This window comes from Apilactobacillus pseudapinorum, assembly GCF_040369555.1.
Classification (GTDB): domain Bacteria; phylum Bacillota; class Bacilli; order Lactobacillales; family Lactobacillaceae; genus Apilactobacillus.
On the sequence record NZ_BAABVU010000012.1, the window covers coordinates 79518 to 102958 of the forward strand.

23 protein-coding genes, 8 tRNA genes and 1 riboswitch are annotated in these 23441 nt (G+C 36.8%); of the genes, 5 read left to right on the plus strand and 26 right to left on the minus strand.

Annotated features, from left to right (window positions below):
• Nucleotides 1-17: 17 nt before the first annotated feature.
• The 15 genes from rpoB to ABWU86_RS01880 form a co-directional block, all read right to left on the minus strand.
• Nucleotides 18-3617 carry a DNA-directed RNA polymerase subunit beta gene (gene rpoB / locus ABWU86_RS01810; protein ID WP_435370526.1) on the minus strand — a complete coding sequence of 1200 codons (3600 nt, stop codon included), beginning with the start codon at nucleotides 3615-3617 and terminating at the stop codon, nucleotides 18-20.
• A 276-nt stretch (nucleotides 3618-3893) separates the two neighbouring features.
• Entirely contained in the window at nucleotides 3894-6398 is a 2505-nt protein-coding gene (locus ABWU86_RS01815; RefSeq protein WP_353321108.1) for an ATP-dependent Clp protease ATP-binding subunit, read from the minus strand.
• A gap of 15 nt (nucleotides 6399-6413) precedes the next feature.
• Nucleotides 6414-6881, minus strand: coding sequence for a CtsR family transcriptional regulator (locus ABWU86_RS01820; RefSeq protein ID WP_293794534.1), 468 nt, complete (start codon nucleotides 6879-6881; stop codon nucleotides 6414-6416).
• Nucleotides 6882-7007: 126 nt separating this feature from the next.
• Nucleotides 7008-7081: transfer RNA gene (locus tag ABWU86_RS01825), tRNA-Pro, on the minus strand.
• Between the two features lie 12 nt (nucleotides 7082-7093).
• A tRNA-Arg gene (locus ABWU86_RS01830) sits at nucleotides 7094-7167 on the minus strand.
• A 25-nt stretch (nucleotides 7168-7192) separates the two neighbouring features.
• Nucleotides 7193-7278 (minus strand) — tRNA-Leu (locus ABWU86_RS01835).
• A 12-nt stretch (nucleotides 7279-7290) separates the two neighbouring features.
• A tRNA-Gly gene (locus ABWU86_RS01840) sits at nucleotides 7291-7362 on the minus strand.
• A 5-nt stretch (nucleotides 7363-7367) separates the two neighbouring features.
• Nucleotides 7368-7441 (minus strand) — tRNA-Thr (locus ABWU86_RS01845).
• A 22-nt stretch (nucleotides 7442-7463) separates the two neighbouring features.
• Nucleotides 7464-7547, minus strand: a tRNA-Leu gene (locus tag ABWU86_RS01850).
• Between the two features lie 36 nt (nucleotides 7548-7583).
• Nucleotides 7584-7656: transfer RNA gene (locus tag ABWU86_RS01855), tRNA-Lys, on the minus strand.
• A gap of 2 nt (nucleotides 7657-7658) precedes the next feature.
• Nucleotides 7659-7731 (minus strand) — tRNA-Val (locus ABWU86_RS01860).
• 304 nt (nucleotides 7732-8035) lie between these two features.
• The gene (gene serS, locus ABWU86_RS01865; protein WP_293794368.1) at nucleotides 8036-9319 is read right to left on the minus strand and encodes a serine--tRNA ligase; all 1284 of its coding nucleotides are present in this window, start codon (nucleotides 9317-9319) and stop codon (nucleotides 8036-8038) included.
• A 271-nt stretch (nucleotides 9320-9590) separates the two neighbouring features.
• Nucleotides 9591-10232 carry a deoxynucleoside kinase gene (locus ABWU86_RS01870; RefSeq protein ID WP_293794366.1) on the minus strand — a complete coding sequence of 214 codons (642 nt, stop codon included), beginning with the start codon at nucleotides 10230-10232 and terminating at the stop codon, nucleotides 9591-9593.
• Between the two features lie 117 nt (nucleotides 10233-10349).
• Nucleotides 10350-11807 carry an amino acid permease gene (locus tag ABWU86_RS01875; protein WP_353321112.1) on the minus strand — a complete coding sequence of 486 codons (1458 nt, stop codon included), beginning with the start codon at nucleotides 11805-11807 and terminating at the stop codon, nucleotides 10350-10352.
• A gap of 110 nt (nucleotides 11808-11917) precedes the next feature.
• Nucleotides 11918-12096: riboswitch (Lysine riboswitch) on the minus strand.
• 44 nt (nucleotides 12097-12140) lie between these two features.
• Nucleotides 12141-12629, minus strand: coding sequence for a GNAT family N-acetyltransferase (locus ABWU86_RS01880; protein ID WP_293794364.1), 489 nt, complete (start codon nucleotides 12627-12629; stop codon nucleotides 12141-12143).
• A gap of 58 nt (nucleotides 12630-12687) precedes the next feature.
• On the opposite strand from ABWU86_RS01880, the gene ABWU86_RS01885 reads away from it, so the two are divergent.
• The gene (locus ABWU86_RS01885) at nucleotides 12688-13506 is read left to right on the plus strand and encodes a lp_1002 family arylesterase (protein WP_353321114.1); all 819 of its coding nucleotides are present in this window, start codon (nucleotides 12688-12690) and stop codon (nucleotides 13504-13506) included.
• Nucleotides 13507-13527: 21 nt separating this feature from the next.
• Here ABWU86_RS01885 and ABWU86_RS01890 read toward each other — a convergent pair whose 3' ends face one another.
• The gene (locus tag ABWU86_RS01890) at nucleotides 13528-14196 is read right to left on the minus strand and encodes a phosphatase PAP2 family protein (protein ID WP_293794361.1); all 669 of its coding nucleotides are present in this window, start codon (nucleotides 14194-14196) and stop codon (nucleotides 13528-13530) included.
• 147 nt (nucleotides 14197-14343) lie between these two features.
• On the opposite strand from ABWU86_RS01890, the gene ABWU86_RS01895 reads away from it, so the two are divergent.
• Both ABWU86_RS01895 and ABWU86_RS01900 read left to right on the plus strand, forming a co-directional pair.
• Entirely contained in the window at nucleotides 14344-15186 is an 843-nt protein-coding gene (locus tag ABWU86_RS01895) for a sulfite exporter TauE/SafE family protein (RefSeq protein WP_293794358.1), read from the plus strand.
• Between the two features lie 10 nt (nucleotides 15187-15196).
• On the plus strand, nucleotides 15197-15565 hold the full coding sequence (locus tag ABWU86_RS01900; protein ID WP_053950348.1) for a DUF1634 domain-containing protein: 369 nt from the start codon (nucleotides 15197-15199) through the stop codon (nucleotides 15563-15565).
• Nucleotides 15566-15590: 25 nt separating this feature from the next.
• Here ABWU86_RS01900 and ABWU86_RS01905 read toward each other — a convergent pair whose 3' ends face one another.
• The 4 genes from ABWU86_RS01905 to ABWU86_RS01920 form a co-directional block, all read right to left on the minus strand.
• Complete coding sequence (locus ABWU86_RS01905; protein ID WP_263505217.1) at nucleotides 15591-16061, minus strand: threonine/serine exporter family protein; 471 nt, start codon at nucleotides 16059-16061, stop codon at nucleotides 15591-15593.
• The gene (locus tag ABWU86_RS01910) at nucleotides 16058-16822 is read right to left on the minus strand and encodes a threonine/serine exporter family protein (RefSeq protein ID WP_330376134.1); all 765 of its coding nucleotides are present in this window, start codon (nucleotides 16820-16822) and stop codon (nucleotides 16058-16060) included. Before ABWU86_RS01910 ends, ABWU86_RS01905 begins: the two co-directional genes overlap by 4 nt.
• Nucleotides 16823-16929: 107 nt before the next feature.
• Nucleotides 16930-17262, minus strand: coding sequence for a hypothetical protein (locus tag ABWU86_RS01915; protein WP_053950350.1), 333 nt, complete (start codon nucleotides 17260-17262; stop codon nucleotides 16930-16932).
• Between the two features lie 102 nt (nucleotides 17263-17364).
• Nucleotides 17365-18024: a metal-dependent transcriptional regulator gene (locus ABWU86_RS01920; protein WP_053950351.1), complete on the minus strand. Its 660-nt coding sequence runs from the start codon at nucleotides 18022-18024 to the stop codon at nucleotides 17365-17367.
• A gap of 156 nt (nucleotides 18025-18180) precedes the next feature.
• Between ABWU86_RS01920 and ABWU86_RS01925 the strand changes: the two genes are divergently transcribed.
• Nucleotides 18181-18525: a hypothetical protein gene (locus ABWU86_RS01925; RefSeq protein WP_353321119.1), complete on the plus strand. Its 345-nt coding sequence runs from the start codon at nucleotides 18181-18183 to the stop codon at nucleotides 18523-18525.
• Nucleotides 18526-18585: 60 nt separating this feature from the next.
• Here ABWU86_RS01925 and ABWU86_RS01930 read toward each other — a convergent pair whose 3' ends face one another.
• The 5 genes from ABWU86_RS01930 to ABWU86_RS01950 all read right to left on the minus strand — a co-directional run bounded on the left by ABWU86_RS01930 (nucleotide 18586) and on the right by ABWU86_RS01950 (nucleotide 22330).
• Nucleotides 18586-19494: a cation diffusion facilitator family transporter gene (locus ABWU86_RS01930; protein ID WP_353321121.1), complete on the minus strand. Its 909-nt coding sequence runs from the start codon at nucleotides 19492-19494 to the stop codon at nucleotides 18586-18588.
• A 70-nt stretch (nucleotides 19495-19564) separates the two neighbouring features.
• Nucleotides 19565-20107, minus strand: coding sequence for a GNAT family N-acetyltransferase (locus ABWU86_RS01935; RefSeq protein WP_293794347.1), 543 nt, complete (start codon nucleotides 20105-20107; stop codon nucleotides 19565-19567).
• A gap of 179 nt (nucleotides 20108-20286) precedes the next feature.
• Complete coding sequence (locus ABWU86_RS01940) at nucleotides 20287-20685, minus strand: hypothetical protein (protein ID WP_353321123.1); 399 nt, start codon at nucleotides 20683-20685, stop codon at nucleotides 20287-20289.
• 2 nt (nucleotides 20686-20687) lie between these two features.
• Nucleotides 20688-21446 (minus strand): DUF1003 domain-containing protein, encoded by a 759-nt coding sequence (locus ABWU86_RS01945; RefSeq protein WP_353321125.1) that lies wholly within the window; start codon nucleotides 21444-21446, stop codon nucleotides 20688-20690.
• Nucleotides 21446-22330: an RluA family pseudouridine synthase gene (locus ABWU86_RS01950; protein WP_353321127.1), complete on the minus strand. Its 885-nt coding sequence runs from the start codon at nucleotides 22328-22330 to the stop codon at nucleotides 21446-21448. The genes ABWU86_RS01945 and ABWU86_RS01950 overlap by 1 nt, the downstream gene beginning before the upstream one ends.
• 88 nt (nucleotides 22331-22418) lie before the next feature.
• On the opposite strand from ABWU86_RS01950, the gene ABWU86_RS01955 reads away from it, so the two are divergent.
• Nucleotides 22419-23051, plus strand: a complete 633-nt coding sequence (locus tag ABWU86_RS01955) for a carbonic anhydrase family protein (protein ID WP_353321129.1) — start codon at nucleotides 22419-22421, stop codon at nucleotides 23049-23051.
• Between the two features lie 27 nt (nucleotides 23052-23078).
• Here the strand turns inward: ABWU86_RS01955 and ABWU86_RS01960 are convergent, their stop codons facing one another.
• Entirely contained in the window at nucleotides 23079-23435 is a 357-nt protein-coding gene (locus ABWU86_RS01960; RefSeq protein ID WP_293794530.1) for a hypothetical protein, read from the minus strand.
• Between the last annotated feature and the right edge of the window lie 6 nt (nucleotides 23436-23441).

A 23441-nucleotide genomic window follows, 5' to 3' on the forward strand; every position in this document is an offset into this window, starting at 1 on the left:
TGGATAGTCCCCTTTCTTTATTCCTTAAAGTTGGTGTTTGCTTTATCATCTTGTTCAGACTTTTCTTCGTCTGTTTCTTCCTTGCCTTGTCTTTGCTTTTCAGCTAGTTTGCTTAAAGCATCAGTGTTTAAGACATTGTCATCGTCTTCACTATCTAAGTCGCGAAGTTCGATTTCTTCATTGTCATCATTTAGAACCTTCATGTCTAATCCAAGAGCTTGAAGTTCTTTAACAAGAACACGGAATGATTCAGGAACACCTGGCTTAGGAATTGGTTCACCCTTAACGATTGCTTCGTATGTCTTAACACGACCAACAACATCATCTGACTTGTAAGTCAAGATTTCTTGTAGTGTGTATGCGGCACCATAAGCTTCTAGGGCCCAAACTTCCATTTCCCCGAAACGTTGTCCCCCAAATTGGGCTTTACCACCAAGTGGTTGTTGAGTAACTAATGAGTAAGGTCCAATTGAACGAGCATGGATCTTGTCATCAACCATGTGGGCAAGTTTCAAGTAGTGCATAACCCCAACAGCGACACGTTTGTCAAATGGTTCACCAGTTCTACCATCGTAAACAACTGATTTACCGTCTGAAGCCATACCAGCTTCCTTAACAGCATCCCAAATATCAGAATCACGAGCACCATCGAATACCGGAGTACTTACGTGGATACCAAGTTTTCTAGCAGCCATACCTAAGTGAAGTTCAAGAACTTGTCCGATGTTCATACGTGAAGGCACACCCATGGGACTCAATAGGATATCGATTGGAGTACCATCTGGTAAGTAAGGCATATCTTCTTCAGGGATAACAATTGATACAGTACCTTTGTTACCGTGACGACCAGACATCTTGTCCCCTACTTGAATCTTACGTTTTTGAGCAATGTATACTCGAACCATCTTGTTAACACCTGGAGCTAATTCGTCACCGTTTTCACGAGTGAAGACCTTAACGTCTTGAACGATACCGCCACCACCGTGAGGCACACGTAGTGAAGTATCACGAACTTCTCTAGATTTTTCACCGAAGATAGCATGTAGCAATCTTTCTTCAGCTGATAATTCTGTTACACCCTTAGGAGTAACCTTACCAACTAAGATGTCACCATCATGTACTTCAGCACCAATTCTGATAGTTCCTTCTTCGTCAAGGTTTCTTAGAGCTTCTTCCCCAACATTAGGAATTTCTCTAGTCATTTCTTCAGGTCCAAGTTTGGTATCTCTAGTTTCTGATTCGTATTCTTCAATATGAATTGAAGTATATACATCTTCTCTAACTAAACGTTCTGAAATACCAATGGCATCTTCGAAGTTGTAACCTTGCCAAGTCATAAATGCAACAACAGGGTTTTGACCTAGGGCCAATTCACCGTTTTCCATTGATGGACCATCAGCAAGAATTTCATCAGCGTCAACCTTGTCGTTTACACGAACGATTGGACGTTGGTTGTAGTTTTTACCACCGTTTGAACGTTGGAATTTCATTAGCTTGTAAGTATCTAATGAACCGTCTTCTCTTCTAACACGAACTTCGTCAGCGTCAACATATTCAACAGTACCTGGGTGTTTACAGATTAGAGCAACCCCAGAATCATGAGCTGCCTTGTATTCGATCCCAGTTCCAACAAGTGGAGCATGTGGATTTACCAAAGGAACAGCTTGACGTTGCATGTTGGCACCCATTAGGGCACGGTTGGAGTCATCGTTTTCCAAGAAAGGAATACATGCAGTCGCAACAGAAACAACTTGTTTAGGTGAAACATCCATGTAATCGACGTTTTCAATCTTAGTTTCGATGTTGTTTGACTTGTATCTAGCCATAACAACGTCGTTCTTGAATGAACCATCTTCATTTAATGGTGAGTTAGCTTGAGCAACTACGAAGTTATCTTCTTCGTCAGCTGATAAGTAATCAATCTTATCAGTAACTTTGTGAGTATCCCATGAAACACGACGGTATGGTGTTTCCACGAAACCGTACTTGTTAACTTTAGAATAACTTGAAAGTGAGTTAATCAAACCAATGTTAGGTCCTTCAGGAGTTTCAATAGGACAAATACGACCATAGTGAGTGTAGTGAACGTCACGAACTTCGTATCCGGCACGGTCTCTAGTTAAACCACCAGGTCCCAATGCAGATAGACGACGTTTATGAGTTAATTCACCCAATGGGTTAGTTTGGTCCATGAATTGTGATAATTGTGATGAACCAAAGAATTCCTTAATTGAAGCAACTACAGGACGAATGTTGATTAATTGTTGTGGAGTAACAGTTGTAGTGTCTTGAATTGACATACGTTCTCTAACAACACGTTCCATTCTAGCTAAACCAATTCTGAATTGGTTTTGTAGTAATTCACCAACAGAACGAATACGACGGTTACCTAAATGGTCAATATCATCAGGTTCACCAATTCCTTCTTGTAAGTTAAAGAAGTAGTTGATTGAGGCAATGATATCTGCCGGAGTAATGTGGTGGAAATCTTCAGGAATGTTATCATTTCCGATCATGTTAACAACATGGTCTGGATCAGTTTCTGATTGTACTTTAATGATTTGAACAGTCATTGGCTCAGGAACTACTGATTCATCTGAAGGGTTGAATGTGTATGCTTTGAAGTCTTCACGATCCAAGTATGGAGCTAGTTCCTTCATAACATTCTTATCAACAACAGTACCCTTCTTAGCAATAATTTCACCAGTATCTGGGTCAGCTAAAGTTTCAGCAAGGGTTAATCCAAGTAAACGAGTCTTTAAGCTCAACTTGTTGTTGGTCTTGTATCTACCAACTGGAGCCATGTCGTAACGTTTTGGATCAAAGAATCTAGTAGTTAATAGGCTACGAGAAGAGTCAGCAGTCTTAGGTTCACCAGGACGTAGACGTTCGTAGATGTCTTTTAGGGCTTCTTCAACACGTGAATCAGTTGTATCTTTGTGAACATCCTTTTCAAGAGTTAATGAAAGGCTGTCATTGCTACCTAAAATTTGAGTAATTTCATCGTCAGAGCCAAAACCTAAAGCACGTACTAATTCAGTAATTGGTAGCTTTCTAGTTCTATCAATACGTACGTAAGATAAGTTCTTTGCATCAGTTTCGAATTCCATCCATGCACCACGGTTAGGAATTACAGTAGTACCGTAACTGATACGGCCGTTCTTGTCTTCTTCTTTATGGAAGAAAACACCAGGAGAACGAACTAATTGTGAAACAATTACACGTTCTGCTCCATTGATAATAAAAGTACCTTGATCTGTCATTAATGGAAAATCACCAAAGAAAACATCTTGGGTCTTGATTTCACCAGTTTCATGATTAGTCAATTTTAATGTGATATGAAGTGGAGCTGAGTAGTTAGCCTCATGATCTCTTGCTTCATTAACAGTGTACTTAGGTTCTAATAGTTGGTAATCAACGAATTCTAAGGATAGTTTTCCTTGGAAATCATCAATTGGCATAATGCTGTTAAACATTTCACGCAAACCTTCATCTAAGAACCACTTGTATGAATCGGTTTGAATTTCAATTAAATTAGGTAAATCAAGAACTTCCTTGATTTGTGAGTAACTTCTACGAATACGGTGTTTACCATATTTAACTAAATGTCCTGCCAAGTTCTTCACCCCTCCAAAAAATTCTATGAAAATGAAATATTACAATTGTGTTACAATTGCACTTTTTTACTGATTTTTTCTAAAAATGAGCAAAAAAAAACCAAAACAAGCAATCTCGATTGACGCTTATTTTTGGTTGATATAGGCGCATCTGACGGACAATAGATCGCCGACACGCATTTCATTTCATAGTTATATACTCAGTATGATACTCTAAAAGAATAGTTAAGTCAATGCTTTGCATATAAAAAAGAGAGGGCTAAATCCTCTCTTTTTTTATGCGTGAACAGTTTCTTTTTTCGTAACTGTAATTTTTCCTTTGGAAGCTCCGATTGAAACTTCATCCCCTGGTTTAATTGAACCAGCAAGAATTTCTTCAGAAATTTTATCTTCAACATCATTTTGAAGCGCTCTTCTAATTGGACGCGCACCATATTCAGGATTAAAGCCATTCTTAGCAATCAATTCAATTGCAGCCGGCGTCATCTTGATGTTGATACCTAAATCATGAACTCTCTTCAACAAGTCGTTTGTCATTAACTTAACGATTTCTTGAACTTGTTTTTGGTTTAGTTCATGGAAAATAATTGTTTCATCAATTCGGTTTAAGAATTCTGGTCTGAAGAAACGTTTCATTTGTTCTTCAACAGTCTTCTTCATTAGCTTGTAGCTTTCATCGTCTTTATCTAATTCAGCACCGAAACCAACTGTCTTCTTATCACGAAGTGCGGCAGCACCTAAGTTAGAAGTCATAATTAGCACAGTGTTTCTGAAGTCAACGTGGCGACCCTTGGAATCAGTTAGGTATCCATCATCTAGCACTTGTAATAGCAAGTTGAAGACATCTGGATGGGCCTTTTCTACTTCATCAAATAAAACAACTGAGTATGGGTGTTGTCTTACCTTTTCAGTTAATTGGCCACCTTCTTCGTATCCAACGTATCCAGGAGCTGAACCAACCATTCGAGAAGCTGATTCCTTTTGCATGTATTCTGACATATCAATTCTGATAATATCGTCTTTTGAACCAAACATTTCTTCAGCTAAATCCTTAGCCAATTCAGTCTTACCAACACCCGTTGGTCCTAAGAAGATAAATGAACCAATTGGACGGTTAGGATCTTTAATTCCACTTCTTGCACGTCTGATTGCTCTAGATACTGCAGAGACAGCTTCGTTTTGACCAATAATCTTCTTATGCAAAATGCTTTCTAGGTTGACTAAACGCTTACTATCAGTCTTAGTCATCTTAGTAACAGGTACACCAGTCCATTCAGATACAACTTTAGCAACATCTTCACCAGTTTCTGAAATATTGTACTTGTGTTCTTTTTGGTCTTTTTCACGTTGGCTTGCAATCTTATCACGTTTTTCAGCTAATTCTTTTTGAGCTGCTTGTTCTTTTTCTCTTAAACTAACAGCATCTTCAAAACGTTGTTCTTCAATAGCACTTTCTAGTGCCTTACTGTAATCAGCGATTTGGTTTTGTAATTCATCCAATGGATCTTCATCGTCTAAATTATCAATCCTAATCATCGCTGCTGCTTCATCCATCAAATCAATCGCCTTATCAGGTAAGAAACGGTTACTAATGTAGCGAGATGATAAATCAACCGCTTGTTCAATGGCTTCATCAGTAATCTTAACTTGATGATGAGTTTCATACTTAGGACGAATTCCCTTTAGAATTTGAATTGCTTCATCTCTAGTTGGTTCTTCCACAGAAACAGTGGCGAAACGACGAGCTAAAGCGCCATCTTTTTCAATGTACTTTTGATATTCGTTCAATGTAGTGGCACCGATAGTTTGTAAGTCGCCTCGAGCTAATGCTGGTTTTAAAATGTTAGAAGCATCAATGGCTCCTTCAGCACCACCAGCGCCCATTAAGGTGTGTAATTCATCGATGAACAAAATGACGTTACCCACTGATTTAATTTCGCTGATAATCTTCATTAAACGTTTTTCGAATTCACCACGATACTTAGTTCCAGCAACTAAAGTTCCCATTTCAAGCATCATGACACGTTTGCTTTCCATATCTTCTGGTACTTGGCGGTTAGCAATCTTTAGCGCTAATCCTTCCACAACAGCAGTCTTACCAACCCCTGCTTCACCAACTAACACAGGGTTATTCTTAGTACGACGACTTAGAATTTGGACGACACGTTTGATAACGTCATCTCGACCAATTGTAGGATCGATTAACCCATCTTTAGCAGCCTTAGTTAAGTCGGTTGCTAATGAATCCAATGTTGGTGTAGTTCCGTTAGCCACTGATGGTTTGCCACCTGGCAATGGAATATTTTTCGCATTTGGGTTTGAATTTGGGTTTGATGAAAAGCCCATCTTACGTAATAGCACTTTTTTAATAAAGTTCATGTCTCTTACGTTCATGCTTTCCAAAATTCTAGTAGCGACAGTTTCTGGTGTATCTAAAATGGCGATTAATAAGTGTTCAGTCCCAATTCTAGCAGCACCATATTTCTTTGAAACTTGACCTGCAATAGTTAGCATTTGTTCTGTCTTTGGTGAATATGGCAAGTATGAATCTTGATCGTATTGATCTAGGTTACCATAACCAACTAAAATTTCGATTTCACCCTTGATATCTTCTTCATTAATATCGCATTGTTTTAATGCCGACTTTGCGATTCCGTTAGTTTCCATCGCTAAAGCTAGTAATAAATGTTCAGTTCCGATAGCCTGATGACCAAAAATTTTGGCTTGTTCTTGCGCTATAATTAAAACGTTTTTTGCACTAGGAGTAAAAATGTTATCCATGTTATGCCTCACTTTCTAGCTCTTGTATCTTAAATGATCTAAAATGGCGATCATTATGTTTGCTCTAATCTGATTTTCAAGTAATGTGTTACCGATTGCTAGAGTTTGTTTAGTTATAGATGCTAACACTAAATCAGCTTCATTGTCAGTAATTAGCTCATTTACTACTAAAGTATTTATTACTGCTTTAGCTTCCCTTTGAGTTAGGTCAGTGCCAATTGCATCTATTAACGTGTCTAGAATTTCAATATTATCTAATAATTTCACTTTTTCAATGCGGATGTAACCCCCGCCACCTCGTTTACTTTCTACGACGTATCCATTTTGGATAGTAAAACGAGTCTTAATCACATAATTAATCTGTGATGGTACAACATCAAAGTGACTGGCAATATCAGATCTACTAATCTCAACACGTTCATCTTCAGCAATCATTTCCTTTAGATATCTTTCGATAATATCGGAAATGTTTTTTCCTTGCATGTTACCACCCCAATTCTTTGACTAATCTTGACTATAATTATACGGAATTATAGTTGAAATGCAAAGATTTTTACCGAAAATAAAAAGAGAAAATGAATTAACATTTTCTCTTTTTTATCTATATTATCGGGAAGACAGGATTCGAACCTGCGACCCCCTGGTCCCAAACCAGGTGCTCTACCAAGCTGAGCTACTTCCCGAAATAAAAAAAATGCACCCAGTAGGAGTCGAACCTACAACCTTCTGATTCGTAGTCAGACACTCTATCCAGTTGCGCTATGGGTGCATAATAAATATTAAATTAAAAATAATGCCGAGGACCGGGATCGAACCGGTACGGTCATCACTGACCGCAGGATTTTAAGTCCTGTGCGTCTGCCAATTCCGCCACCCCGGCAGAAGTATGCAAAGCGGAAGACGGGATTCGAACCCGCGACCCCCAGCATGGCAAGCTGATGTTCTACCACTGAACTACTTCCGCATAAATGCCGACTAGATGATTCGAACACCCGACCTCTTCATTACTAGTGAAGCGCTCTAGCCAACTGAGCTAAGTCGGCAGCATTTTTGCAAATAATGCAATGCGGGCGAAGGGATTCGAACCCCCACTTCCATAAGGAAACTAGAACCTAAATCTAGCGCGTCTGCCAGTTCCGCCACGCCCGCATGGTAAATATTAAATTGTATATGGCATTGAGCCAATGAGCCGTGGCAGGTTCGAACTGCCGACCCTCTGATTAAAAGTCAGATGCTCTACCGGCTGAGCTAACGGCTCAATGGAGGATACAGGGCTCGAACCTGTGACCTCCTGCTTGTAAGGCAGATGCTCTCCCAACTGAGCTAATCCTCCATGAGGTCAATCAAGTTATCTCTTAAGAAGACAACTATTAAATATTATCATTTAAAGCAATTCATGTCAAGAAAAATTTTAAATATTTTACTTTGCATTGCTATTGGTAAGCCGTTTAATAACTCAACAAAAAATATTATATCGAAAAATGCATTCCTCGTCTACCTTTTTTTGCAAAAAATGACTATTAATTCATTTTTGATCTTTTTTACTAGCATCTCCTCATATAATATCAGCTTATTTTTATATATAAAGAACCGCCTAAGAGAATATCTTAGGCGGTTCTTTATTGTTTTAAATAGTATTAATCTTCTTTGGCAATAGTAGTACGACCACCCATGTATGGTTGTAGTACCTTTGGAATACTGATTGAACCGTCTTCATTTTGGAAGTTTTCCAAAATAGCAGCAACAGTTCTACCAACGGCTAATCCTGAACCATTTAATGTGTGAACGAATTGAAGTTTACCATTTTCATCTCTGTATTGGATGTGAGCACGACGAGCTTGGAAATCAGTAGTGTTTGAACAACTTGAAATTTCACGGTAACGACCTTGAGCAGGCATCCAAACTTCAATATCATGTGTCATAGCAGCAGTGAAACTCATATCACTAGTAGTTAAAGTAATTACGTGGTATGGAATTTCTAGCATATCTAGTAATTCTTCGGCATGAGCAGTAATGCTTTCTAGTGCATCCCATGAATCTTCTGGTTTAGTGAATTGTACCATTTCTACCTTATTAAATTGATGCAAACGAATTAAACCTCTGGTATCACGTCCAGCACTTCCTGCTTCAGATCTAAATGCTGGTGAAAGTGCAGTAAACTTAACAGGTAACTTCTCAGCATCCATTACTTCATCTCTGTAGTAATTTACTAATGGAACTTCGGCTGTTGGAATCATAGTTAAATCACTATCTGCGATTTCGAAACCAGCCTTAGTTTCTTTAAACTTAGGAAATTGTCCAGTTCCAAACATTGAGTCTGAGTTAACCATGTATGGAGGAAGGACTTCCTTGTAACCAGCTTTAGCGTTTTGATCCAAGTAGAAGTTGTAGATGGCACGTTCTAATTGTGCTCCTGCTCCCATGTAGTAAACAAAACGGCTACCAGCAACTTTAGCACTAGCTTCGAAGTCTAAAATTCCTAAGTCTTCACCGATTTCCCAGTGGTTCTTAGGTTGGAAGTCAAACTTACGTGGTTCACCATGTTTTCTTAATTCCACAGCACCTTCTTCAGTTAAACTGATTGGGACTTCATCTGCTGGAATATTTGGTAAGTGGGCAGCTAAATCTTGTTGATCTTGTTGAACCTTTTCTAGTTCAGCATCTAAATCTTTAACTTCCTTACCAACTTGTTGCATTTCTTCAATAGCTGAAGTAGCATCTTCTTTGTTACGCTTTGCTTCGGCAATTTTCTTTGAAACATCATTTTTCTTCGCTTTTAGGCTTTCACTCTTCACAATAAGTTCACGACGCTTTTCATCGTAACCTAATAGTTCATCGATAGTTTCAGCTTTAACATTTCTAGTAGCTAACTTTTCTTTTACCCAATCTGCGTTTTGACGAATCATTTTCATATCTAACATAATACATACCTCCTGAAAATAAAAAAGAAGACCTCCATCCATTGGGACGAAGGTCTTCTTTTCGCGGTACCACCCAAGTTCTTAGCATAAGCTAAACACTCGTATGGTGATAACGGTCACTAACCGTGTAGCATTACCTACCCGCTTTTTCGTATGCTGGAATTTCGACTTGTAATTCGCACCAACCATTACATCTCTTAAGTGTCTACTTAAAACATACATTGCGTTTATTTGTTGACTTAATAGTATTACAAAAGTTTTAAATTAGCAACTACTTTAATTGTAATTCTGCAATTTTTTCATCAATTTGTTTTAATACTTTCGCTAAATCATCTTCGCTTTCAATGAAGTCTAACTTATCGCCGTCGATTTCCATCTTTGGTGATAAGTCATAGTTAGCATACCAATCATCATATCTTTGGTTTAAATCTTTGTAGTAATCATAAAGTTCTGGATCCTTATCCACTTGTTCGTAACTACGACCACGTTTTTGAATACGTTTTAACATTGTTTCAAAAGAAATGTTGATGTGGATTAATAAATCCGGATTTTTTTGATTAGGTGAACCTGGAATTTCTTCCATCATATTATCTAACAATGAGTCGTAGATATCGGCTTCAGTGGAAGTGGCACGTTGCATGTCCGCATTCAGACGAAATAATAATGAATCTTCATAGATTGAACGATCCATAACGCTTAACTTTTCATGTTGTGCCTTTTCAATGTTGTTTAAACGAGTATTTAAAAAGTAGATTTGTAGTAAAAATGCATACTTCTTAGGGTCTTTATAAAATAAAGGTAGAATTTCGTTGTCATCAACAGATTCATAGTAACCAGTTGATCCTAAGTGTTCTGACAATAATTTAGTTAAAGAGGTCTTTCCCGCTCCAATTGTTCCAGCAAGTACAATCATATTAGTCTCCTTAAGTTGAGTTTCATCTATATATTATTTTAATACATCAGACTATTTTTGAATACGACAATCTCGCGGGAAAATAAAAAAGATGCTAATTCTTAGCATCTTTTAATCTTATTTTTCTTGTTCTCTTAAATCTGATGGCGCAACATCAACTTCGTCTAACGGAATTAGATGAGTCTTGTTCTTAATCTTGTAACCAATGTATAGGATTAATACAAGTGGAACTGAAATGTAAGTAATTCCAATTTGTTCCCAATCTAAATTCGCAAATGAAGTTAAGTTTTGACCACAGATAACTAGAATACATAGAATCAAAGTAATGATTGGTCCAATTGGGAACCATGTTGCAGAGTACTTCAATTCATCTAGACTATGACCTTGCTTGATGAATGCTCGTCTGAAACGGTAATGTGAAATTGCAATTCCGACCCAAGCAATGAATCCAGTTAAACCAGAAGCAGCCACTAACCATAGGTAGATTTGTGGTCCTTCGATACTAGTGATAAATGTGAATAATGCAATCACAGTAGTAACTAATAATGCCCCAACCGGGATTCCGCGACGGTTAGTTTTACCCATAATCTTAGGCGCGAAACCTTGGTGAGCCATTGAGTATAACATTCTAGTTGATGCATACATACCTGAGTTAGCTGATGAAATAACAGAAGTTAAGATAACAGCGTTCATCACAGACGCAGCGGCAGCCAATCCAGCACGCTTGAAGACAATTGTGAATGGACTGATTGCAACATCAGTAGCACTTGAACCTAATAAATCAGGACTAGTGTAAGGAATAATTGCTCCAATAACAAAAATAGCAAGAATGTAGAATAAAATGATTCTCCAGAAAACATCACGAATTGCTAGTGGAACAGCTTTTCTGGGATTATCTGATTCACCAGCAGTAATTCCAACTAATTCAGTTCCTTGGAATGAGAAACCAGCCACAACGAACACTGCTAGGATCATTGGAAGACCACCAACAAATGGTGCCTTCTTAAATGTAAAGTTAGATAGACCAACGAAGTGACCACCCATGATACCGAAAATAGTTAAAATACCGACACCTAGAAAAATAAAGATAGTTACCACTTTAATAATGGACATCCAAAATTCTGTTTCCCCGAATGACTTAACCGATAGTGCATTGATAGCTAATATCAATACCAAAGTAGCGGCACTAAAAATCCAACTTGGGAAATGTGGTAACCAGAACTTTACAACTAGGGCTGCGGTACTAATATCAACCGCAACAGTAATTGCCCAGTTAAACCAATAGTTCCAACCCATCGCAAAACCAAGCGCAGGATCAACGTACTTACCGGCATAGGCAGCAAATGAACCTGAAATTGGTGTATTAGTTGCCATTTCACCTAAACTAGTCATTAAAAAGTAAACCATTAATCCCATTAATAAATATGCAACTAATGCTCCACCCGGTCCAGCTTGACTAATTACTGAACCTGAGGCAACAAAAAGACCAGTTCCGATTGAACCCCCTAAGGCAATCATTGAAACATGGCGGGTCTTTAAACCTCTCTTCACTGTGTTATCTGAATTTTGACTCATTGACTTCACCCTCTTTTATTATTTCTAAGAGGTACTAATGATAAATAACTAAAAAAGTCCCTTCCTGCAAAACGCAAGAAGAGACCACATAATCAGTAACTTTAATTATCGATCATAAAAGCACTCCGTGATAAATTATCACGACAGTCCCTAGTCTATTAAACTAGAGCCCAACGCACAATCCATAAAGTGATTGCTTGTTTCGGCAGTCTTTCCCTTTCACTAATCTTCATCACTGCTTTATCAGCTCAGATTAGCTACTCTTGTTAGCTGCGCCTCTTCTTAGATTTATGAAAATAATTATATCCTAAGATATCCCCAATTACAACATGATTATTTTAATTTTTGTGAATAAACTAAATTATCATCGTACTTATCCACCTGTGTAAAACCTAATTTTAATAGTAAATGTTGTGATGCGATATTATTAACATCAACGGTGGCTTCTACTATTGACACCCCATCCATTTCCTGATCTAGCACCCATTGTAATGCATAGGTCATATATCCACGTTGTTGATAACTTGTGTTGATAAAATATCCTAGTTCGACATTTTCAAAATCAGGTTCAAAGTTATCCCCAATTTCTGGGAAAATGTTAATAAGTCCCACTAATCTGTGGGTATCTTTTAGCCTAATTGCGTACGTTTTATTTGTATCATTTTCGGATTCAAATAACATTTTAGCTTTTTGTTCATCTTCTACCGGTTCAAACCCGGTCTTTTGAGCCATCACTGAATCACTCATCATTTCAAAATAGGCAGGAAAGTCAGTATCATATAATTCTGTTACTTCTATTTCTTTATTCACATTTTTATCCACACTTATTGCTCCTTGCGTTAAAATATAGTTAATTATTTTTAGTAAACGAGGTCCATTCATGAAAATTATTCGAGAATCAATCCGCGAAAACTCAAGTGCATTTCTTCAAGGATATCTTAAATCTGCAGATGTGCAAACTAATCAATATAAATATCCAGCAGTAATTATTGTCCCTGGTGGATCTTATACCCATATCTCACTACAACAAGCCGAAAACTTTGCCCTTAATTTCTCCGCGCAAGGTTATCAAAGTTTCTATTTAAGATATACCTTTGAACACGAAGCATTACCATTAATGCCTAATCCGCTAGTCGAACTAGCCAACAGCATTAAATTCATTAAAGAACATGCCAATGAATATAACGTTGATACCAGCCGCATTGTTATCGCTGGTTTCTCCATCGGTGGCCACATCTGCAGTCTCTATAATAACTTTTACCATGAACAATGGCTAATGGATTATGCACATGTGGATAATTCAGATATTTTAAAACCCAATGCAGTTATCCTCAGCTACCCTGTAATTAACTTACACGACGGTTTTCCCAAAGACTCTGAAAGCATCTTAAATTGGGTCAATGATGACCGACAAATTGAAGCTAATAAATACGTTAGCAAGAAAAACGCACCTACTTTCATCTGGCATACCGCTGACGATCCATTCGTCCCAGTGCAAAACGCATTGAAATATTCAATTAGTTTAAATGAAGTCGGTGTGGATAACGAATTACATATTTTCCATCACGGTCCTCACGGAATGGGATTAGCCAACTCTACAACATCATGGAATGATGATTCAAATAACGAACGCGTTGCAACTTGGTTTAACCTAGCAATTACTTGGTTAGCTGAAATTTGGCAAAATAAAAAGAACTGATAATATCAGTTCTTTTTTATTTTATAAGTATGAATGTAAAACGGGACGCCAATTTTTCTTCAATCTTGGTGCGTATTTTACATAGAAAATTTCTGAAATTTGAACCCATGTGTAAGCAATTAATACTGCTCCAATGGTATCTGTTGGGTAATGCGCATTTAGGTATACTCTAGACATCATTACCATTAGTAAGAAAATAACAGATAGAATTTGAATTGCAATTCTCCATCTATCACTCTTCATTACCGGAATAATGATGATCCAAATGATACTGATAACAATAAAGATTCCTAATACGTGACCTGATGGGAAACTAAAACCAGTATCTGAAGCACTGTGTAATGCTGGTCTAGCTCTTCTCACAATTTCTTTGAAGACGAAACCAACTATATCCCCACCAATAATAGTAAAGATTGCCCAAAGCGCTTGTAGCTTGAACTTAAAGCCCCACATAAAAAATGCCATGATTAATACGTAAATAATATCAAATTTAGGACTGGCCAATGTAGTACTTAAGTGCATTAAAGCATCCTTAATTCCTCCATCAGACTTTTGGATTGCTCCAATCATTACTGAATCTAAAAATCTTAAATACCCTGAATCAATCATTACAGATAGAGTCACAATTAGTGATAGTACTGCTCCACCGAAGATTCTAAAACCACGGGTATAATCTTTATCGATGATCATAATCGCATCGATCCTCCCTAATCACTTTTAAAATTATTATAACATATTTCCAGAGCCTAAAATAATTAAGAATTGCTTTATTAAGTGCAATGATTCTAATAATTGTTATAATATTAAATGATTTTAATTTTTTAGGAGGAAAATATTTTGATTGAAACAGCCGTACTAATGATCATCATCGGTATCATTGCCGGTATTGGTGGTGCTATTTTAGGACTTGGTGGTGGAATTATCGTTACCCCCGTCCTAACACTCTTCTTCCACATGGACATTAAATACGCAATAGGCGCTAGTATCATCGTAGTTATTGCTACTAGTTCTGGTTCAACCATTGCTTATTTAAAGGATGAAGTTTTAAATTTGCGTGTCGCAATGTTCTTAGAAATTGCTACTACCATTGGTGCTTTATCTGGTGCTTTACTTACTGGCGTGTTAGAGCCTAAATACCTTTACATATTATTTGGACTTTTGCTATTATTCTCTGGTTTCAACATGGTTAAAAAACTATTAAACAAAAGTAAGTCAAATCTAAGTACTAAAGATGATAAACTAGCTGAAAAGCTTCGTTTAAACTCTTCATACTATGATAAGTCAGAAAAGAAACAAATTGATTATAAAGTAGAAAACATCCCCGGTGGACTATCAGTAATGTTTGGTGCCGGCCTAGCTTCTGGTTTATTAGGAATTGGTTCTGGTGCATTTAAAGTTATCGCCATGGATACTTTCATGAAGATGCCTTTAAAACCATCAAGTGCTACTAGTAACTTAATGATGGGAGTTACCGCTGCAGCTTCTGCAACAGTCTACTTCTTCAACGGATCAATCCTACCTCAAGTCGCAGTTCCACTAGCATTAGGAATTTTAGGTGGTGCTACTGTTGGTTCCAGAATTATGCAAGTGTTACCAGCAAAATGGATTAGAATGATTTTCGTTCCAATCATTGTCTACATTGGTTTCAACATGCTAATCAACGGTTTTAAAGGATTCTAGGAGGTAAATTATGAATAAAGAACAACCTGCAACTAAAGAAGAAATGGGTCGTATCGAATTAGTAATTGGTAAGATTCTTCGTGTCGGTGTTATTATCTCCGCAACCATCATGATTCTTGGTTTACTATTATTTTTAATTACTGGTAAGTCCGGTTATCCTACCAATGTCTTTCCTACTAAGTTCCATGATATTTTTACTGGAATTGCCCACGTTAAACCATATGCGATTATGATGCTTGGAATCTTTTGCTTGATTCTAACTCCAGTATTACGAGTAATCGTATCTATCTATTCTTTCTACAAAGAAAAAGACATGCTATATGTCTGGATTACCACTTTCGTGTTAATCGTCTTAATCATTAGTTTCTTCTTCGGATAAAACAAAATAAAAAGAGCAATGAGAATTATCTCATTGCTCTTTTTTCTTTCATGTAAGCTTTAAAACGATTATATAATTGGTTTAAGAATTCAGAAAATAGGAAACCAGAAGCAATTCCTCCAGCAATAAAAATCACCTGAATTAAATTTGCTTTGGCTAATGCGTAGTTTCCAATCGCCAAACACTTCATAACTTGATATGCTTGTCCTCCTGGCACCAATGGCACTAGCGCTGGAATATTGAAAATAATAACCGGCATCTTTTTATATCTTGATGCGAAGATACTCAAAAAACCGACTGTAAAAGTTCCTAAGATATCGGCAAAAAGATAACTATTAAGGTGCACATCAACAATATGATAAACTAACCAGCCACAAAGACTTACGATTCCGGCAACGTTAAGTGCTTTTCTAGGTAGATTAATTAAAATTCCAAAACCAATAGTCGCAAAGTAAACGCATAAAATATTTATTATTAATGGAAAAATGATTATCACCCCAAAATTTTAATCGCCATCGACACACCGAAACCTAATGCACAGGCACTCATAATGGCTTCGATTCCTCGAGATGGTCCAGACACTAAGTTTCCTGATAAGACATCGCGGACCGCATTTGTAATTGGTACCCCTGGTACCAATGGCATTAGTCCTCCGATGATTAAGTCATCAGCAGATATCGCAATCTTTGCACGAATTAAAAAGATTGATACGAATCCAATACAGATTGCGGCAATGAATTCATTTAAAAATCGAATATTAGTGTACTTATCGGTTAGTGAGTAAACAAACCACCCTAACATCCCCACAATTCCAGCTGCCCAGAAATCGTAATAGTTACTTCTAAAGACAATTTCTAGCGTCGAACTAACCATAAAGGCACCAATTAATTGCAACCAGAAAGGAAATGGCAGGATATCTTTATCGATTCTTTTTAAGCGACGGTAAAATTCGCCCAATGAAATTTTCTTATTGGCGAACTGGCGAGAATAGTCATTAACTGTCGACACCTTTTCTAAGTCAAAAGTACGCTTATCAATTGCGGTTACTTGCGCTCCCATATCTGGACTCCCCGACATGATAATCCCTGTAAGCGTAACATACGATCGTGCTTCTTTCGCGCCAGCATTAATTGAAATACGGTCAATTGTGTCAGTCACTCTGACCATTTCAGAACCATTTTCAATCATTATCTTTCCAGCTAGTAAACAGGTCTCAACTAATAACTTACTTTTTTGTCTTTCGTTCAACCATCTCACCTCTCTTTAAGCGTAATTTTTTTTATTATAACATTTAACGATTAGAATAAAACAGCCCATTTCGGCGTGAAGCCAGCAAAAAACTCGTCTTAAAACGAGTTTTTAATTTATTGATTAAAGAAGACCTTTTTAATTTTTATTCCAAAATTATAGAAATCGCCTTCGAAACCAATATATTTATCTTTATATTTACCCGCAAAGTAAAATAGTTTGCCTGAACCTTGATCATCAGTAATCCCGGTTAATTGATGGTCATGATTATCCCGAATATATTGATATACGGCATCATTTTCCGCAACTTTTCTTAATTCAGTTTTATTTCTAGTTAATTGGTTAAATTGTTGTGCAGCATAAAAACTAGATTGGCGATACATCCAAAAGGCAAACACCGCAATCATAACTACTACCACTGCGACAATCACTGATATAATTTTCTTCATTTTGATACCATCTTCTTTATGTATGAATTATTTAATCATTAGTTTATCACTTGTAATCAACCATGTAAAAAAGGACTGAATTTTTCAATTCAGCCCTTTACTTTATTCTGCAACTTTACGAATAAACACGTAATGTGATGCTTTATAACTAATATCACTTTCTTGATTATCAGTTAGGTTTTGCACCGTTACCGGTCCTTCAAATGGCGAATGCTTAATCACCTTTAATTTATCACCAATATCCAATTGGATATCACCTAGATAAGTTAATAGGTCATGGTTATCGATAAAACGATCAACAACCACCATTTCACCATCTTCAGCATCATTTAATAGTCGATGACTATCTTCTTTGTAATGTCCCGACATGTTAGGAATTACTCCACCATGCGGACAATGTGATGGTTCATTTAACTTTTCATACATTGATTCTAGCAAATGTCCACTTGTGACATGTTCTAGAACTTCAGCTTCCTTATCCACATCAGGGAGTGGATAACCTAATTCGTTTACTAAGAAACTTTCCCAAATACGGTGTTTTCTAACTAGCACTTCTGCTAATTTGATTCCGTCTTCGGTTAAACATACCCCAGCATATGGTTCGTGTTCTACTAAACCTTCATCTAGTAACTTATTCACCATTTCGGTTACAGATCCAGGTGCGATATCTAAGCTAATCGCGATGCGTTTATTGGATACCTTTTCCTTGGTTCCACCTAGTTCAAAAATAATTTTTAAATAGTCCTCTTTTTTTGGGGTCATCTCTATATCTATGTCTCCTAAATAAAATCTACTAAAGAGTATCTTACAACTTTAATATCTATTTTACCATTTTTATTTCTTTTTTTTGAAGAAAATTATATAATTACGACGAGATATTGAATATTGATATCTACGATACGAAAGTGAGGCATTTTTATGGGAGAGAAGTTGTACCATTTTAGTGAACTTAGCGAACAGGCCAAAGTTACTAGTATCAAAGCATTTAGTAAGTTTTATGTCATCTGCTATCGCAGTGAAAACATGGAGATTTTAAGTCAGGTTCCTGACCAATCCATGCTATGGCAAATCAATCAGGAGGTATATCGTAACAAGTATGAGTCGGTAGAACATGCTGCTAAAGATACGATCATCTATTGTAGTCATAGTTATGAAAAACTACTAAATGAAATAGATATGCGATATCTTGCTAACGGTAGCACAGAGTTCCCTTGGGAATTGTGGTACCAGCAAAAATACGCCGCTTTACCACACGGCGTGTAATTAAAAAGACGTTTTTCCAATTACAAAAAACGCTTTTCCGAATTGGAAAAGCGTCTTTTTTTATTCTATATCAGTTTTAGTATCGAAATATAAATCTTCTTTAGTTCCTCGTTTTACTTCTGCTTGCAGCGTAACGTGTTCGATACCATATTTATCGTGCAATAATTTCGAAACTGGATCATAAATCTTTTCAGCTTCAGAAATTAGCATATCGTCCATGTTGACGTGCGCTGAGAAAATAACACTATTTTCATCTACAGACCAGATGTGAACATGGTGGACACCGGTAATCCCATCGATTTGCATCATGTCATTTTGGATATCATAGCAATCAATCATTGGTGATCCTTGCATCAAAATCTTAACGGTCTTCTTAATGATTGGATATGCTTCTGCCGAAATATAAATCGCCACAATAATGGTTACAATTGGATCGACTAAGACCCAGTTAAATAATTTAATTAAAACCCCACCGAAAATAACACCAAGTGATGCCAATGTATCACTCAATAAGTGTAAATATGTAGCGCGAATATTTAAATTATGTTTGGAACCACGACTCAGCATGACAGTAGAAATCAAATTAGCAACCGTCGAAACCACAGCAACTATTAACATCAAGTTTCCGTTAATCTGTTCTGGTTTAAATAGTTTTTGCACCCCTTCAACAATCAACACAACCGAGATAATCACTAAAAATAGTGAATTTAAAAAGGCTGAAATAATTTGTGCTCTTTTATATCCAAACGTGTTCAATTGATTTTGTGGTCTTTGACTAATTCGATGAGCGTAGTAACTACCTACTACTGAAGCAGAGTCGGCGAAGTTGTGAAATGCATCTGATAGTAGTGATAAACTACCTGATAAAATTCCACCAACGAATTCAACTAAGGTAATCAATGTATTTAAAATTGTAACCGTGAAGAATCGTTGTTGTGACATTGCTTCATTATGATTATGTTCGTGCATCTGTTTCACCTCCTGGTAATAATTATACCTTTATAAGCGCAACAAAAAAAGCTGATTTAAAAAAATCAGCTTAAGCAATTAACATTGGTTGTTTGATAACTCTTTCGTATGCGAAGTTCATTACTACGTTTGTAGGATCAACTGCAGAAATTGGAACAACTCTGCCAGTTTCAACAAATCCAGCTTTTTTGATGACATGTTGCATGCCTAAATTCATTGGATTTGTGTCGATGCGTACACTTTGAACATCATCCATCTTTTCAACAGCAGCAAAGATTCCTTCAAATAGTTGTTGAGCTAGACCTCTGCCGTGGTGTCTGTTTGAAACGGCCACACGATGAATTGATAGGTAAGGGCCGTTAGATAACCATTGACCATCAAGGTTTTCGTAACTAGTGTCTAGTCCTGGAATAACAGCTGCTGTGCCTAGAATTTCGCCATCTTCTTCTAGTACGACAGTCCATCCATTGATGATATCGTTCATTAATGATTCCGCGTTTGGGTAACCTGTTTGCCATTGGTTAACACCCTGTTTGGCGAGCAATTCCTTCCCTTCGAAAATAATTTGTTCAATTGCGTTAAAATCTTCGATTTGTGCTCTTCTCATTAACATGATCTAAGCCCCCCTTTTTGTGTTTGATTTAAAAATTTAAAAGCATTTTAGCGACTTAAAAATATTACCACCATTTTTCAAAAAAGCAAAGCTTTTTTTACAAAAAAATAGGCTTTTACAAAAACGCTTGCAAAGCCCATCATGACGCATGTTGAGAAGTCCTTTAAAATCAATGATTTTTAGTCTTCAATCATTCTCCAATCACCCTCATTAGCTTTGGAAATTTGGTTCAAAAAATGCAGTACAGAAGCAGCTGATTTTTCATCATGTGAATTCAAAACATTTAAACCATTTCCAGAAACCATTGGTTCACTTAATGAGAAATTACCATCGCTCATTTCACCTTGTGAAAATGCGATAACAGTTTCACCACTTTCAATCTTAGTTAGAATGAAGAACATTGAAAAATCATCGTCTTCTTTCATGTATGCAGGCATTGCCCATACATCTTCAGCAATTTCTTGCATTTCTTCATCATTAAATTTGTAGTACTTGTGGTTGTCATCAGTAATCGGTGACTTTAAGACGAACATCATCTTATCAAAAACTGGTTCTCCCAATGAAATATTATCTTCCATTTTTAATTCTCCTTTTGGTGTAACTTATCTTTTAGTTTACTATTTTCCTCACGTAACTTGGCTAATTCGGTTCTCACTTCACCTAAAATTTCTAGTTGTAGTTTTTCGACTTCCAAATCATGTGGCAATTGATTTTGTGTTAAGTGGTCTAATTTAGCATGCAAAATTCTTAATTCATGTTCTGACTTTAAGTTAACATGGAAATCATTTTCATAATCCAAACGGTCACGTTCAGCCGCTCTATTTTGACTCATCATAATGATGGGTGCTTGAATTGTTGAAAAACAACTTAAAAACAAATTCAATAAAATATATGGATATGGATCAAAATGAACACCAAATAGCGCCATCCCATTAATTACCATCCAAACAATCAATAGCACAATGAAAATGAAAATAAATGGCCAACTACCACCGAATTTGGCCACTGCGTCAGAAACCTTTTGGCCGAAAGTCAAACTTTCTTGTAGTGAATCATTAACGTCTTTAATGTCGTAATTATCATCACGGAGCGCTCTCGTTAGCTTACGGTTAATTTTTTGACTTTGTTTTAAATCGGCATTAATTAAGTTATCAACGTGGTTCACACGATATTTTAACAAGTGATGCGCACAAATAAAACTAGTTACCTTCGCCTTTGCGTAATCAGCTTTAACGGCATTTGAAATCGGTTGGCTTAATTCTTGCAGATAAAACCCTTCATCCGATAGCATTGGTGCATTATCAACTAAACATTTTACTTCATGAATTTCTTCATTCATTACTTTTCCTCCTTAATGACTGCTGTCATATCATTTGGCAATTCAGTCTCAAACGTTCTAATTTGATTGGTAATTCCATCATTAAATGATAAATAATAGGCGTGCAGTGCCTGTCTATTAATACCTTTATCTAGCGGACCATCGTATAGTTCATCCCCTAATAGTGGATGGCCTAGCGCCGTCATATGCACTCTAATTTGATGCGTCCGACCAGTATGTAGTTTTAATTTAACTAAGGTGTAATCACTAAAGGTTTTAATAACCCAAAATTCAGTCTTGGCTGCTTGACCGTCGTCAATCACTTCTCTTCTAAAGTTATCACCGACTCTCCCAATTGGTAAGTCAACAATGTCGTGATCAGGTAGTCCGGTGCCAGCCACAATCGCATAATAGTATTTATCAATCTTGTGTTCTGCCACTTCTTGATTGGCCAAACTATTTGCTAAACGATGCTTAGCTACTAATACTAAACCAGAAGTAAAACGGTCTAATCGAGTGATTAAATGTGGTTTTAAATCGACCGCCCCTTGTTGCTTTAAGTACCCTTTAATTCGATTTACCAGAGTATCTTCTCGGTTAGCAGGTCCTGGAACACTGGTTAATCCATCCGGTTTATTAATTACTAACCAATTATCATCTTCGTAAATCACATCAATGGGTTGGTCACTAAAAGCCACGTCATCATCACTTTCTTCTGGTGGAAAGATAATCGTGATTTTATCGCCTACCTGCAATTTATAATCTAGCTTGGTTTCGTTACCATTGACCATAATTGTACCGGATTGCTTTAAGTCGTTATACATCCGATGAGAAACGCCATGAACCCCTAAGAACTGCTTAATTCCAGCATCTACTTGATCTTGATTCGTCCAAGTGATTTGCAAAATTTTTCACCTCCGAATTGTTTTTCTATGTATGTTATATTAACATATTAAAAAAACAAACTCATATTAATATGGAAAGAAGATTATTATGTTAGATTATAATGAACAAGCTAATTGGGGAAACGGCTTTGGTCAGATTCAATCACCAATTAATTTATCAACTCATGACAATCAACATCTTGCTGATTATATGCCAATTCATGCTGATGAGTTTTATCAATTAAATACAGAAATTGACGACCACACAACAATTAGATTAACTGGAATGGGGAATGCCAGTATTTTTGATCGTCCCTATCATTTCCAACAAGTTCATTTTCATGCGCCTGCTGAACACGTCATTGATGGCAAAGTTAATCCGATTGAAATTCATTTAGTCCACGAAAATGACGTTGGTCAAACTGTCGTAGTCGCTCTATTCCCACAAATAGGAAATGCTAATTCAGACATTCAAAACATCATTAATAATTTTGAAGGCAATCATGACCACAGTGTGTCATTAAAAATCCATCATCAAATTAATGATTTTCAAACCGGATTTCATTATCTAGGTTCATTAACGACCCCACCACTTACTGAAGGTGTCGAATGGATTGTAATTAATAACTCGACACTGACAGTCAGTCAATCTCAAGTCGACTGGTTTATTCAAAAGTTCGGTAAAAATAACCGTGCTTGCCAACCAATTAACCAAAGAAATATTCAATATTACAACAAATAAAAAGGAAGCCGTAATCGGCTTCCTTTTTTAAATTGAATTAATTTCGTCTAACAATGCACGCATCTTTTCACGTTGTTCTTCAGTGGGGTTACCTTTTGACATTTTTAAAATGTCTAAAATTTGTTGCCCATCATTTATGACGTCTTCTGTTTTAGAATTCATATTCTTTAAATAAGCGGTGGTTAAGATGGTCCCTAAATGTTCTAAGGCGTCTTCTTCCCCATCCATCGCTCTTTTACTCATTCGACGAATTAACATCTTAATATTGCGTAATTTCCGTTTATTTTCGACATGTTGGTTATAGTATGGCAAGAATAAAGCAACTACCACTGATAGTGCTTCGGCAATCGCTGCCACCCATTCTGCTGCTTCTCCGCTATGCATAAAATG